Source organism: Thioclava indica, from assembly GCF_000714545.1.
Taxonomy (GTDB): domain Bacteria; phylum Pseudomonadota; class Alphaproteobacteria; order Rhodobacterales; family Rhodobacteraceae; genus Thioclava; species Thioclava indica.
In genome coordinates this window covers 22,178-36,325 of the sequence record NZ_AUNB01000017.1, presented here as the reverse complement: position 1 = coordinate 36,325, position 14,148 = coordinate 22,178, and the positions used below count along the sequence as shown (strand labels likewise).

General features: G+C 60.7%; 12 protein-coding genes. 4 read left to right on the top strand and 8 right to left on the bottom strand.

Going from position 1 to position 14,148, the window contains the following annotated elements; all coding sequences use genetic code 11:
• Positions 1-5 precede the first annotated feature (5 nt).
• Entirely contained in the window at positions 6-878 is an 873-nt protein-coding gene (locus DT23_RS05960; RefSeq protein ID WP_240473557.1) for a DUF1223 domain-containing protein, read from the bottom strand.
• A gap of 268 nt (positions 879-1,146) precedes the next feature.
• Between DT23_RS05960 and acnA the strand changes: the two genes are divergently transcribed.
• Entirely contained in the window at positions 1,147-3,897 is a 2,751-nt protein-coding gene (acnA, locus tag DT23_RS05955) for an aconitate hydratase AcnA (RefSeq protein WP_038129450.1), read from the top strand.
• Between the two features lie 628 nt (positions 3,898-4,525).
• Here acnA and DT23_RS05950 read toward each other — a convergent pair.
• The gene (locus tag DT23_RS05950) at positions 4,526-5,326 is read right to left on the bottom strand and encodes a heme-dependent oxidative N-demethylase family protein (RefSeq protein ID WP_051697079.1); all 801 of its coding nucleotides are present in this window, start codon (positions 5,324-5,326) and stop codon (positions 4,526-4,528) included.
• A gap of 114 nt (positions 5,327-5,440) precedes the next feature.
• Between DT23_RS05950 and DT23_RS05945 the strand changes: the two genes are divergently transcribed.
• On the top strand, positions 5,441-5,755 hold the full coding sequence (locus tag DT23_RS05945; RefSeq protein ID WP_038129394.1) for a TM2 domain-containing protein: 315 nt from the start codon (positions 5,441-5,443) through the stop codon (positions 5,753-5,755).
• On the opposite strand, the gene DT23_RS05940 is transcribed toward DT23_RS05945, so the two are convergent.
• From DT23_RS05940 to DT23_RS05920, 4 genes are all read right to left on the bottom strand, one after another.
• Positions 5,752-6,498, bottom strand: a complete 747-nt coding sequence (locus tag DT23_RS05940) for a DUF6969 family protein (RefSeq protein ID WP_038129393.1) — start codon at positions 6,496-6,498, stop codon at positions 5,752-5,754. The genes DT23_RS05945 and DT23_RS05940 overlap by 4 nt on opposite strands.
• 85 nt (positions 6,499-6,583) lie before the next feature.
• Entirely contained in the window at positions 6,584-7,384 is an 801-nt protein-coding gene (locus tag DT23_RS18445; RefSeq protein WP_051697078.1) for a protein tyrosine phosphatase family protein, read from the bottom strand.
• Positions 7,385-7,432: 48 nt separating this feature from the next.
• Positions 7,433-8,077, bottom strand: a complete 645-nt coding sequence (locus DT23_RS05925; RefSeq protein ID WP_051697077.1) for a DUF6691 family protein — start codon at positions 8,075-8,077, stop codon at positions 7,433-7,435.
• Positions 8,074-8,589: a YeeE/YedE thiosulfate transporter family protein gene (locus tag DT23_RS05920; protein ID WP_038129392.1), complete on the bottom strand. Its 516-nt coding sequence runs from the start codon at positions 8,587-8,589 to the stop codon at positions 8,074-8,076. The genes DT23_RS05925 and DT23_RS05920 overlap by 4 nt, the downstream gene beginning before the upstream one ends.
• Before the next feature lie 230 nt (positions 8,590-8,819).
• Here DT23_RS05920 and DT23_RS05915 point away from each other — a divergent pair, with 230 nt between their 5' ends.
• Together DT23_RS05915 and DT23_RS05910 are read left to right on the top strand one after the other, a co-directional pair.
• Positions 8,820-10,199: a DUF1800 domain-containing protein gene (locus DT23_RS05915; protein WP_038129388.1), complete on the top strand. Its 1,380-nt coding sequence runs from the start codon at positions 8,820-8,822 to the stop codon at positions 10,197-10,199.
• 10 nt (positions 10,200-10,209) lie between these two features.
• The gene (locus DT23_RS05910; protein ID WP_038129386.1) at positions 10,210-11,424 is read left to right on the top strand and encodes a DUF1501 domain-containing protein; all 1,215 of its coding nucleotides are present in this window, start codon (positions 10,210-10,212) and stop codon (positions 11,422-11,424) included.
• A 166-nt stretch (positions 11,425-11,590) separates the two neighbouring features.
• On the opposite strand, the gene DT23_RS05905 is transcribed toward DT23_RS05910, so the two are convergent.
• Positions 11,591-12,235, bottom strand: coding sequence for a hypothetical protein (locus tag DT23_RS05905; protein WP_051697076.1), 645 nt, complete (start codon positions 12,233-12,235; stop codon positions 11,591-11,593).
• A gap of 274 nt (positions 12,236-12,509) precedes the next feature.
• Positions 12,510-14,123 carry an FMN-binding glutamate synthase family protein gene (locus DT23_RS05900; RefSeq protein WP_038129385.1) on the bottom strand — a complete coding sequence of 538 codons (1,614 nt, stop codon included), beginning with the start codon at positions 14,121-14,123 and terminating at the stop codon, positions 12,510-12,512.
• Positions 14,124-14,148 lie beyond the last annotated feature (25 nt).

Sequence of the window (14,148 nt, the reverse complement as noted above, 5' to 3'; positions counted from 1 at the left end):
CGCGCTTAGTCCAGCCGACCGGCGGCCAGGATCTTGCCCGGCAGCGGCACGCCCTGCCCCGGTTGCGCCGCCTGCACGATCACAACGCCCGGATCATCGCCATCCAGATCAACCTTGATCTGGGTTTTCGACTTGCCGTCCCATTCTGCAATCGCATGCCATTCGGTCACGATATTGCGGTAATCAATCGTCTGACCCGCGTTCTCGCCGCGCAGAATGGCGATGCGCGCCTCGGGCATGTAGCGCACGATCTGCACCACGGCAGGCGCGCTGAGCGGCGGATCCGCCGACAGCACAACCTGATACTTCCCGTCCGAGCCGCTGATTTTCAGATCAACCGGTTCGGCCTCACCGCTTTGCTTGGCAATCGCGGCGTTCAACTCGTCTTTTTGCACGCCAATCAGCGCCGTTGTGCCACCCACGATCATCTGGGGCGTATAAACGGTGCGCTCTCGGGCGGCGCGGGCATAGGCTTTTTGGCGCGCGGTGAATTCGGCTTTGCCAAAGGGGTCTTTCCAGCCCAGATAATCCCAGTAATCGACATGCAGCGCGAGCGCGATCACGTCGTCACGATCGGCAAAGGTCTGAAACAGCGCATCTGCGGGCGGGCAAGACGAACAGCCCTGCGAGGTGAACAGCTCGACCACGACGGGGCTATGGGTGGGCGCGCTATTGCCCGCCATCGTGCCCACAATCGCCTGCGAGGCGCGGCGCTTCATTTCGGGCGGAGAATCGGGTGTTGCGGTGTGCGTTTCGGGCGCTTGCGCGGAGGGGCCTGCGGGGGTCGATTGCGCGAAACCATCACCGGGCAAGGAAAAACCGCCGACTGCCAAAGCAAGACAGACCGTTACCGAAGCGCTGATCCCGACGCGTACCATTGTAACCCTTCCAAAACTCCCGTTGTTATATCTAGCGTTGAGGTTCGCACCAGAGCCAATCAAGGTTTTGCGAGATTTCTTTGCACAACTGTGACACACATGGGCGAAACCACGCACAACCCCTGTTTTATGCGGTTTTCCGCCTGATCCATCCGTCTTTGTGTGCAATGGTATACAAAAAATAGCGCGAACCTCTTGAACGCGCGCGCTGCTTGGGGCAAACACTATTGCAGCGACACCCTTAGACCCCATGAAGGGAGGCCATCTCATGCCCATCGTCACCGGTAAAGACTCTGCCAAGACACGCCGCGAGCTAAACGTCGGCGCGAAAAAATTCACCTATTATTCGATTCCCGCCGCCACCGAGGCAGGCTTGGGCGATTTTTCCAAGCTGCCCGCTTCGCTGAAAGTGGTGCTGGAAAACCTGCTGCGCTTTGAGGATGACGGGTTCACCGTCTCGCTTGATGACATCAAGGCGTTTGGCGAATGGGCGCAAAAGGGCGGCAAAAACCCGCGCGAGATCGCCTACCGCCCTGCCCGCGTTTTGATGCAGGATTTCACCGGCGTTCCCGCCGTGGTCGATCTGGCCGCAATGCGCGATGGCATCAAGGGCCTTGGCGGCGATGCGCAAAAGATCAACCCGCTGGTCCCCGTGGATCTGGTCATCGACCACTCTGTGATGATCGACGAATTCGGCACCCCGCGTGCCTTCCAGATGAACGTGGATCGCGAATACGAGCGCAACATCGAGCGCTACCAGTTCCTCAAATGGGGGCAAACTGCGTTTGAAAACTTCCGCGTTGTGCCGCCCGGCACCGGCATCTGCCACCAGGTGAACCTGGAATATCTGGCGCAAACCGTCTGGACCGACAAAGACCAGACCGGCTCCGAAGTCGCCTATCCCGATACGCTGGTAGGCACCGATTCCCACACCACCATGGTCAACGGCGCGGCCGTTCTGGGCTGGGGCGTTGGCGGGATTGAGGCCGAAGCCGGTATGCTCGGCCAGCCGATCTCGATGCTGATCCCCGAAGTTGTCGGCTTCAAGCTGACGGGCGCAATGGTCGAAGGCACCACCGGCACCGACCTCGTGCTGAAAGTCGTCGAAATGCTGCGCGCCCATGGCGTGGTTGGCAAATTCGTCGAGTTCTACGGCGAGGGTCTGGATCACCTGCCGCTGGCACAACGTGCCACCATCGCCAACATGGCACCGGAATATGGCGCAACCTGCGGCTTCTTCCCGGTCGATAGCGAAACCCTGCGCTATCTGGAACAGACCGGTCGCGACAAGGATCGCATCGCGCTGGTCGAGGCCTATGCCAAGGAGAACGGCATGTGGCGCGGTGCCGATTACGCACCGATCTATTCGTCCACGCTCGAACTCGACATGGGCACGATCGTGCCGGCAATCTCGGGGCCCAAACGCCCGCAAGATTACCTGCCCCTCACCACCGCAGCCGATGCGTTCGAGGATGTTGTCGCCGAGTATCGCGGCATCGACATCTCGGCCGACGCCAAGGACATGGCCGATGAAGGCCCGGTCGCGACAAAATCGGTCACCATCGGCAAGACCGCCAAAGTCGAGGGCGAAGATTACGAGCTGCGCGATGGCTCGGTCGTGATCGCCTCGATTACGTCCTGCACCAACACTTCCAACCCCTACGTGATGATCGCCGCCGGTCTGGTGGCGCGCAAAGCCCACGCGCTGGGTCTGAACCGCAAGCCGTGGGTGAAAACCTCGCTCGCGCCCGGATCGCAGGTTGTGTCGGAATATCTTGAGGCCGCAAACCTGCAAGACGATCTGGATGCAATCGGCTTTGACCTTGTGGGTTACGGCTGCACCACCTGCATCGGCAACTCCGGTCCGCTGCAGCCCGAGATCTCCAAGGCGATCAACGACAACGACCTGATCGCGACCTCGGTTCTGTCGGGCAACCGCAACTTTGAGGGCCGTATCAGCCCCGATGTGCGTGCCAACTACCTCGCATCTCCGCCGCTCGTGGTGGCCTATGCGCTGGCGGGCGACATGAATATCGACCTGACCTCCGAGCCGCTGGCACAAACGCCCGATGGCAAAGACGTCTACCTCAAGGATGTCTGGCCCACCGACAAGGAAATCGCCGATCTCGTGCAGCAGGTCGTCACCCGCGACAAGTTCATCGAGAAATACGCCGATGTCTTTAAGGGCGACGAGAAATGGCAGGGCGTCGAAGTGTCGGGTGGGGAAACCTATGACTGGCCGCCGCAATCGACCTACATCCAGAACCCGCCCTATTTCCAAGGCATGTCGGCTGAAGCTGGCACGATCTCGGATGTCAAAGGCGCTGGCATTCTGGCCGTGCTGGGCGATTTCGTCACCACCGACCACATCTCGCCGGCGGGTTCGTTCAAACCCGATACGCCCGCGGGCAAATATCTGGTCGAGCGTCAAGTCGCACCGAAAGACTTCAACTCCTACGGCTCGCGTCGTGGCAACCACGAAGTCATGATGCGCGGCACGTTTGCCAACATCCGTATCAAGAACGAGATGCTCGATGGCGTCGAGGGCGGCTACACCAAAGGCCCCGATGGCAAGCAGACCTCGATCTATGACGCTGCGATGGCCTATGAGAAACTGGGCAAGCCGCTGGTGATCTTTGGCGGTGAGCAATACGGCGCAGGCTCGTCGCGTGACTGGGCGGCAAAGGGCACCAACCTGCTGGGCGTCAAGGCCGTGATCGCGGAAAGCTTCGAGCGTATCCACCGCTCCAACCTTGTTGGTATGGGCGTGATCCCGTTCGAGTTCACCGAAGGCCAGACCCGCAAGGATCTGAACCTGACGGGCGAGGAAGAGGTCACGATCACCGGGCTGGAGGGCGATATCAAGCCGCAGTCGATCGTGCCCTGCACCATCAAATACGCCGATGGTTCGACCAAAGAGATCAAGCTGAAAAGCCGGATCGATACCGCGGTCGAGATCGAATACCTGCGCAATGGCGGCGTGCTGCACTACGTGCTGCGCAACCTCGCCAAGGCCTGATTTCAGAGTTGAGAGAAATGGAGAGGCCCCGCGATTGCGGGGCCTTTGCTATTTGGGCGGAGGGCAGGAATGCGTCCAAGCACTAAATCGCTTCGCGATAGGGGCACTTGTGTCTGGCGTAGCTGCGACTAATTGCTTCCAAGAAAGCTGCTTAGCAGTCTTCGCATTTGGTATTACAGGAAACTCCGGGTGGATCCTTTACGCATCCTGCGCTGCCGTCTTTGAAAACAACCTCAATCTGAGCAACGTTCGGATCAAGTTCGCTCGCACCTCGAGGTGTCACGGTGAACTGCTTGATGGCAGCGGACCCGACGCCGTCTAGATTTTCTTTCCTCTTCATGATCCGGCCAATTTCGCATACACGGCCAAATATCTCTTCTTCCAATCTCCGGATCCTTGAGACATCTTCTCTGGTAAGTTGTTCACGGTCACTGCAAGTCATTGGGAAGCTCCTTTTCAAGAAACATGGTGCAGTTTACCATATTTTTCTGGAAAAGTATCAGCTCTGGGAGCTTGTGCCGACGACAACCTGAGCCTTGAAGCGGTCATTGCCAGAATTTCTGCAATGTCCGCAACGTGCAATAACTCTGCCGTTGCCGTGCCGGATAACATCTTCGTCCCGCCCCTATCAATCCGCCACGCGGATCGGAAACTCCTTCAACGTCGCCGCCTGCTCTGCACTCAGCGCCTCGGGGCGCACGATTTGGGTGTGGATGGAAAACACCACCGCGCGTGTTTGCGGCAAGCGCACCAATCCCTGACGCTCGACGCGAATGAAGGGCGAGGCGACGCTGCCATGGTCGTATTCGTATTCCGAGCGCGGATCGGCGAGATAGGCGTCGGAATGGGACGCCGTGCCGCGCATCAGCCCGCGCCCCGGCTGCACCCCGTCCATCAGCCGTTGCACACGTCGCCCCAGATCGTCGGTATAAACCTCGATCGGGGCGTGAATGCGCATCATCGCGCGCATGAATTTCTCGCGCAGACGCCAGCCCGAGGGGAAACACAACACACCGCCGGTCAGTACATGCTCGCCCTGCCCGCCCCCGTCAGGATCGGGTTGCAGCAGGCACAGATCCGCTTGCACCAGTCGCCCCAGCGTCATCAGCGGCTGATCGCGCGCCGGCGTCACCGCCCGCCCGTCGGGGCAGATCGCCACGTCGCTTTGCAGATCAAACCCAAGCCCCGGCAGGAGCGCCAAGATCATGTCATACAGCTCAACCGCCGCCGCCTGCGCACAGGGCGCAAGGGCATGCACCTGCTCGGGCGCCTCAGCCAGCAGCCTCTCGCGCAGTGCCATCTGCGCAGCGTAAGCGCTATCCACCTCAAGCCAGTCGTCAAGCGCAAACGGCACCACGCCGGGCAGCCCGCGCGTGCGCGCATCCACCCACGGGGCGAAGCTAAGCGAGGTCTGCAAGATCGGTTCCATCCCGCCAGATTGGCGCGCAATCCCCGCCCCGACAAGCCACCTTTTTGCGCGCGCGGGCTTGCATCACGCGTAACCGTTCCCATATCGAGCCAAGACAATGTAACGAGGATTAACATGACACGAGACGACACCCGCGCCCTTTATGTGGAACAGCGCGTCGCCAATGAAAAGAAATCTGCGCTGGCCGCCTATGCGCTTTGGTTCTTCCTGCCGATGCTCGGCGTGCACCGGATGTATCTGGGCCGCGTCGGCTCTGGCGTGATCATGCTGTTGATGACGGGAATTGGCACGCTGCTGGCGCCGATCCTGATTGGCTATATCCCGCTGGCGCTGGTCGGGTTGTGGTGGCTGATCGATGCGCTGCTGATCCCCGGTATGATCGCGCAGGGGATGGCCGAGACCCGCTGGCGTCTTATGCAGGAAGGCTAAAGATCGAGCTCCGCCTCAATCGCGGTGATCTGCCAATGCGGGTCGATCGCCATCTCCGAGGTGTTTTGCAAGCCGCGATCTTCGAGCACCGCACTGTCGGGATGCTCGCCCAGCCATGCCTCGATCCGGGTATCGCGCGCGCGCAATAGCGCCTCAAATTGCGGGCGATACAGCGCGACCATCGCACTTAGCCACAGGTTCACCGCCCAGTTGGGATGCGCCAGTTCAATGGTGAACTGATCGAGCAGCGCGATCACATCGCTTGCGTGATAAAACGTCTCATCCGTGACCCAGCGATTGGTCGTGAAAATGCGCAGCGGGTTGCCCTTGGCATCCACACTGATCGCGCCGATATGGGCAAAGCGCGCGGCGGGATCATCGGGGATTTGCGCGCCGGGCAAGGCCCAAGGCGCAAGGCCCGGAACCAGTGCATCAGGGCGCACGAACAGGTGGAAATGGCCGTTCTCGCCCGTCAGCATCTCATCAGTGGTATGGGCGTGGTAAAAATACTGGCAATGGGTTTCGGGATCGAAAATGTCGCCCTTGGGATAGCGCTCCCATGTGGTGAAAGTGCCCTGATCGCGCAGCACTTCGGACACCACGCTCATGCCGGATTTGCGCAAAACGGTTTCGCATTCGATCACCGTTTCGGCTGCGTCATGCATCTCTTCCAGCCGCGCGCGGGGAAGTTTGTTAAACGCTGGCAGCGCGCTTTGATTGCTGCCCTTCGCGAAATGACCCATGCGACCCCCTCACTGATTACAGCCTGCGAAATACAAACGGGACCGGCCAACCGACCGGCCCCGCCTGTGTCATAAGATCAACCCATCACAGCGGCGGCAAGCCCAGATCTTGTCGCACTTGCGGTTCACGTGAGGTCTTGAGGCCAACTTGACGCCCCTCTTCCACCGCGATTTCAGCGGGCACGCCCTTGGAGGCCCGATAAAGCGCCCACATCGCGCCCACCCGGTTGGAGCTTTCGCAATGCAGCAAGATCGGGTAATTCGCCGGATCGTCCGCAATCTTGGCAAATTCCGCGACCTGATCGGCTGTCGGGGCCATCGTCGGCACAGAGATTTGAATGTAGTTCATTCCCGACTTTTTCACCAGATCGCCTTCGTTGGGCGCACCCTCATCGGGTTTAAGCAGGCTGACAACCGTCTTGAAACCCAGCATTTTCAGCATCGGAATACCCGTCGGGTCGATAAACCCGCCCGTGCCGATATAGGGCGAGGCGCGCAGGTAATTATCCACAATATTGGGCATCTCGTTGCCATAGGGCGCTTGGGTCGCCTTGACGGTGGTGTCGTAAGGACCTTTGGGCAGCGCACTGGCATCCGCAGCCTTGGCCGCAGGCGCAGCCCCCGGCGCACAAGGATTGGCCGCGCCCGGTGCGCAGGGGTTGGCAGCCGCAGCCCCCGGTGCGCAAGGATTAGCCGCAGCCGGAGCGCAAGGATTGCTTGGCATGGCGGCTGGCGCGCAGGGATTGACCGCTGCGGCAGGCGCGCAGGGATTGGTTGCCTGCGCCGAAGCACTCGTCGGCACAGCAGCCCCCATCGCCAGCGCCGTTACCGGCACCATCGCCGCGCGCAGCAGGCTTTTACGAGTCTTGGTTTTGTGGGTTCTCATCGAACACTCCTCCCTGAAGTAGGCTTTGAATTATATATCATTTCACGCTCAGGCTTGGCGCGTGGCGGCGGTCATGGTCATGTCATCGGCCTCGTCATCAGGCGCGCAGACTTCGGCTGCGGTCAGCGGCCCCCCCCGCGCGCGCTCCATCATCGTGCCAAGGCGGAACCCGACTGCGGCAAGGATCACCAGCACCAGCAGCACGACCCATTCGGGCAGGCCAAATAGCTGGGGCAAAGTTTGCGCCGCCGGGCCTTGTCCAGCCATGTAAAAGCCGATCAGCGGCTCATAGACCCACGCGAAAGCCGAGGTGCCCAGCACCATGCCGACGCCAAACACCACCGCGTCGATGCGCCCCGAGGCCACGCCGACCACGGATGTGCCCGGACAATAACCGCCCAATGCGAACCCGGCCCCGATCAGCAGACCACCCGCAAGGATCGCCCAGAAAAACAGCGTCGGAATGAACACCGCATTACCCGCCATCAGCCCCATCGTGCGCAGGATATACATCCCGATTGCGGCAACCAGAACGGCGGTAAACATCACCTTGAACACCGAGAAATCGCGCAGCGAAAACTGCGCCGTCAGCTTGCGCGGGCTGCCAAAACCGGCGGCCTCAAGCGCGTAGCCAAACAACACACCCGACAGCAGACCTGCGGCCACACCGCCATCATAAAACGGAATGCTCATTGCCAGACCCTCCGCATAAGAAAGGACACGGCAAAGCCTGCCGCGAAAAACCCGATCAGGAACACGAAACCTGCGACCGCAAGCGTTGCCCCGCCCGACAGGCCCACACCCGAGGTGCAGCCCCGCGCCAGACGCGCGCCAAAGCCCACCAGCACGCCACCGATCAGCGCATACATAAGGCGGCTACCGCCCGAGGTTGACGGGCCGCGTTCGACCTTAACGGCAATCCGGCCCGCCCCTTTGGCGCCCAGAAACGCACCGATCAGAACGCCCACGACTTCCCAGGTGATCCAGGACATCAGCGGATTGCCCGCCTTCATGAACGGTCCGAAATAAGCGTTTTCAGTGGTCGCGGTCGGTGCGACCCAGTCATTGGCTTGTGCTGCGAGTCGCGTGACAAACCCGGATGCGCCCAGCCCGTGGCCGGTAATCACAAACGTTAAAAGCAAGGCCAGACCCAGCACAATTCCTGCGCTGAGCGGTGACCAAAATGGCTTTGGAGCCTCTCGCATGGCAGTCTCCCTTTCTCCCGTGAGAACATATTCAAACATAATGATACAAGAACGCGTGAGGCATTCAACGGCTTTACACGCCGCAGCGCAGCATCACGTTGCGTCGCCACGTTTGAGCGAAGCGCACACCTGTGCGCTAGGCAAGCGTGTTTCGCGCGCTTATCTATAGCTGCGAGAGCCGCGCAATCGGGCCGATGCGCCCGCGCCAGCTATTGCAAAGGGAGCCAGACATGGCCGGGACGAAAGACGTCTCTACGATTGCGGCGATCCGCTATGGCTACGGGCTGAGCCCCGATCAGCCAGCCCCTGTGAATGCGCAAGCGCTGCTTGACCAGCTTGACGCGCCCGATACCGCCGCGACGCTCTGGCCGCTAAGCGGCACCGATTTCATGCGCCAGCAAATGCGCGACATGCAAGGCGCGCGCAAAGCAAAGCGCGCAGGCGACGAGACGGGCCAGAAACGCATCAAAGCGGTTCGCAAGCGCCTCAATAATCAGGTGCTTATCGGGCTGCGCGCCCAGCTTGCCCGCGCCAGTCTTTCGCCGCAGGGATTTCGCGAGCGGTTGCAGTTCTTTTGGTGCGATCACTTCACCGTGACCAGCAAGTCAGGCGTGACCGCGACCGCCCCCGACGCCTTTGCCCAAGAGGCGATCCGCCCCCATCTGGCCACCACATTCGCGCAAATGCTGCGCGCCGCTGTGACCCACCCGGCGATGTTGCTATATCTCGATCAGACCCGCTCGATCGGGCCGCAAAGCGCCTATGCCAAAAAGCGCGAGAATGTCGGGCTGAACGAAAATCTGGGCCGCGAAGTGCTAGAGCTGCACACATTGGGCGTCGACGCGCCCTACACCCAAGAGGACGTGCGCCAATTCGCCAAGCTGCTGACCGGGCTTGGGTTTAACGCTGGTAAGGGCTTTGTCTTTCATCCCAACTGGGCGCAGCCGGGGGCCGAATTGGTGCTGGGGCAGCGCTATGGCGGCGAGACCCCGGCCAATATCAGCGACATCTACGCAGCCCTTGATGACATCGCGCTCCACCCTGCCACCGCGCATCATCTGGCGCATAAACTGGCGGTGCATTTCGTGGCCGATCAACCCGACCCCGATCTGGTGGATCACATCGCAAGCGCCTATCTCGCCCATCAAAGCGACCTGCGCGCCACCTACGCGGCAATGCTCGAACACCCCGCCGCTTGGGCTCCGCTTGGGGGCAAGGCGCGCCAGCCTTGGGATTTCATGGCCGCGTCGCTGCGCGCCATCGCCCCGCCCGCCGGCTTGATTGCCGATCTGGATCAGAAAAAGACCCGCTCATGGATCATCGCCCCGCTGCGCGCGATGGGCCAGCCCTATCAAAAGCCGCTTGGCCCCAATGGCTGGGCCGAAGAGGCCAGCGCGTGGATCACGCCGCAAGGGCTGGCTACGCGGATCAGTTGGGCAATGCGCATCGCGGCGCTGTATGACCGCCACCTGCCCGATCCGCGGGACTTCGTCCAAAGCGCCTTGGGCGCGGCTGCCAGCCCCACGCTGATCCAAGCTGCCGCACGCGCCGAAAGCAAATCCGAGGGGATCGGCCTGATCCTTGCCTCTGCCGATTTCAACCGCCGCTAGGGGGCTCGCGATGACACAGAAACCTGCCCGCCCGCTCTCTCGCCGCCTGTTTTTGCGCTCTGCCTCGCTGATCGGGTGCTCGGCTGCCGCTTGGCCGCTGCTCAGCCCCGTGACCTTCGCGTCGGCCCCCGGAGATGCGCGCCTGGTCGTCATCATCCTGCGCGGCGCGATGGATGGGCTGGATGTGGTGCGCCCGATTGGCGATCCTGACTACGCCACCTACCGCCACGCCAGCCTGACCAATGGGAAGACCGACCCGGCGCTCAATGATTTCTACGCGCTTCACCCCGCGATGGCGGATCTGATGCCGCTGTGGAAAGCGGGCGAGCTGGGCTTTGCCCATGCCGTCGCCACGCCCTATCGCGACAAGCGCAGCCATTTCGACGGGCAGGATATTCTTGAGGCCGGAACCGGGCTGGATGTGCCCCAGCCGCAGGTGCGCGATGGCTGGCTCAACCGGATGCTGCAGGCGATGCCCGATCTGCAATCCGACACCGCTTACGCGGTCGGGCGCGATGAGATGAAGGTGATCGAGGGCAGCGCCCCCTCGATGAGCTGGGCGCCAAAGACGCAACTGCGCCTGAGCGATCAAAGCCAGCGCCTGCTGGAACGCATCTACGAAGACGACCCGCTGTTTCACGCAGCCTCCCAAGAGGCGATCGAGATCTCCGCGCGTCTGGAGGCCGAAAAAGAAGCGCAAGCGACCGGCATGGCCCGCCCCGCGATCAAGGGACAGGCGGCGCAACTGGCGGGTTTTGCGGCGAGTCGGCTGCGCGAAGACACCCAGATTGCCACCTTCTCGATTGGCGGCTGGGACACCCATCGCAACCAGCGTAACGTGTTGGCCGGGCGCTTGGGCGATCTGTCGGGCGCGATCCTTGCGCTGAAATCCGGGCTGGGGCGCGACTGGGGGAAAACGACGGTGCTGGCGATGACCGAGTTCGGCCGCACCGCGCGCGAAAATGGCACTGGAGGCACCGATCACGGCACCGGGGGGGCGCTGATCATGGCGGGCGGTGCCATTCGCGGCGGGCAGGTCTATGGCCACTGGCCCGATCTGGCCGATCACGCGCTATTCGAGCAGCGCGACCTGATGCCCACCGCCGATGTGCGCGCCTATGCCGCCTGGGCGATGCGGGGCATGTTCGGCTTTGAGAAGGGTCTGCTGGAAAGCACCGTCTTTCCCAGTCTGGATATGGGAGATGATCCCAAGATTATCTCATGAGTGGGCAGAGCTGCGGGACTGCTGAGGTAACTTCTGGGGTTGGTTTGCGGGACGGAGCGGGCTCTTGCTACAGCCAGCCAAATGTCAGCAATAGGGCCAGCGGTATGCTGCTGCACCGTGCAGAAAGCCTCGGTGTCACCATGAGCCCTCGGTAAGGCTGCTTGGATCAAATATAAGGACTTTTCACGCCGAGCTTTCGGCTTGTGTCTCGAACAGCTTTCGCTTCCGCAACTTCGGTATGGTACGGCAAGGAGTCTTTAAACAGCTGATTTTGTGTGAAGTACGCAACACGCTCGTAGGGTTCTCCCTTATTGGAAAAATGGCAATATATGTGCGGATAGTTGTAGTACTCGTCACCCTCAAAGTCGACGTCTTGGATGTTTTCAAACGGTATCATTCCGATCTGTAGTACCTTGAGGGCATCGTCCTTGGTCTCTTGATTGTCGCTTTTGTGATCAAGAAAACGGAATTTACCCTCCCCAACTTCAACAAGTTCATTCCAATGAAAAGCGACCAATATGCCGCGATGGTAAGTGCCAACCAAACCAAGGCGAAACCATGCAGAGATGCCCTTTTCATTCTCTTTGGAGTCTGGGTATTGATCAACGCGCTTCACATCACGGATAATCACATCTGATCTGAGTTCTCTGGCAAAGTGATCTCTGATGTGTTCCTCAAACCGGGGTTTCCACTTTTGCCGTAGCTCGATCTTCTGCTGAGGAGGCATGGGCTTGAAGATGCGAATGGTGTTGCCAACCAAGTCCTTGGCAAAGCTATATATCAAACTGCCTGTCAGCCATTCAAGTGCCATACTTCAACCCTTCCCTGACCCCTAGGATCGCTCAAGAGACCCCATTAGATATTTGGCGGCCAGATAGCCCCGTGAACCGTTGATGGGCTGTCGTAGCACCGGGCATAACTACCTACTTCACTAATGGACCGCTTAAATCGTATTCCCGACGCAGAACCCGACATTCGTTGCATAACCGAAAAATTGCGAGAAGGGCTCTAAGCCGACGGTCGCCACGCCCGGGACGCGCTCGCTTGCGCGCCCCGATTTCATACCCCAGCCGGTCGCGCCCCCCTCACACTCCGCTGTCGATCGGCTCGAACGCCTCGGCGCGGGCGCGCTGCCAGCGGTTGAGATACCCAAAGCGGTCATCGTCCTCGCGCAGCAAAAAGCCCTCGGGCATGTAGGGAAAGACCTCGTCGCCGACCTTGAAATCGCGGTCGGTCACGCGCACCAGCAGGTGATGGGGCAAGAAATCCCCCGGATGGATCAGCCCCGCCGCCCCCGTCATTTCCGCCAGCGCTTTCATCGTGTTGCGGTGAAAATTGGCGACCCGTGTGGCCTTATCGGGCACCACCAGCGCGCGCTGGCGGATCGGATCTTGCGTGGTCACCCCGGTCGGGCAGCGGTTGGTGTGGCACGATTGCGCCTGAATACAGCCCACCGAAAACATAAAGCCGCGCGCCGAGTTCACCCAATCCGCCCCAATCGCCAGCGTCTTGGCGATATGAAAGGCGGTGACCAGCTTGCCACCTGCGCCGATCTTGATCTTGTCGCGCAGTCCCGCGCCGCGCAGCGCGTTGTGCACAAACACCAGCCCCTCAACCAGCGGGAATCCCATGTGGTTGGCGAATTCCAGAGGGGCCGCGCCAGTGCCGCCCTCTTTGCCGTCCACGACGATGAAGTCGGGCGTAATCCCGGTTTCCAGCATCGCCTTGACCATGCACATAAATTCGCGCCGATGCCCGACGCACAGCTTGAAACCAACCGGCTTGCCGCCCGACAATTCCCGCAGTTTGGCGATGAAATGCATCATCTCGATGGGCGTATCAAAGGCGGAATGCGAGGCGGGCGAGATACAATCCACCCCCATCGGCACATCGCGCGCCTCGGCGATTTCGGGCGTGATCTTGGCGGCGGGCAGCATGCCACCATGGCCGGGCTTGGCCCCTTGGCTCAGCTTGATTTCGATCATCTTGACTTGATCGCCCTTGGCACGCTCGGCAAATTTCTCGGGGTTGAAACTGCCATCATGGTTGCGACAGCCGAAATAGCCCGAGCCAATCTCCCAGATCAGATCGCCCCCGCCCTCGCGGTGATAGCGCGAGATACCGCCCTCGCCCGTGTCATGGGCAAAACCGCCCGCCTTGGCACCGCGGTTAAGCGCCATGATCGCATTGGCCGACAGCGCGCCGAAACTCATCGCCGAAATGTTGTAGATCGAGGCGCTATAGGGCTGCGTGCAATCGGGGCCGCCGATCTCGACGCGGAAATCGCTGTTCTCGATATGGCGCGGTTTGACCGAATGGGTGATCCACTGATAGCCCGATTCCGACACCCGCATGCGCGTCCCGAACGGCTTGGCATCTTCGATATCCTTGGCGCGCTGATAAACGATAGTCCGCGTGGCACGCGAGAACGGCACCTCGTCATCATCGCTCTCGATCAGATACTGCCGGATCTCGGGGCGGATTTCCTCGAATAAAAACCGCAGATGCGCCAAAATCGGGTAATTGCGCGTGATCGCATGGCGCGTCTGGACCAGGTCATAAATACCCACCAGCGACAGCGCCCCGAAGATCAGCGCGACCAGCAAAAACCAATCGCTGAAAAACAGCCCGATCACAGCGATAAACGTCAGCAGAAGACAGATGGCGAGCGGCGAAAATCTGATAAAACGCGTGTACATGCCCCCTCCCCGGGGTTAGTTTCAA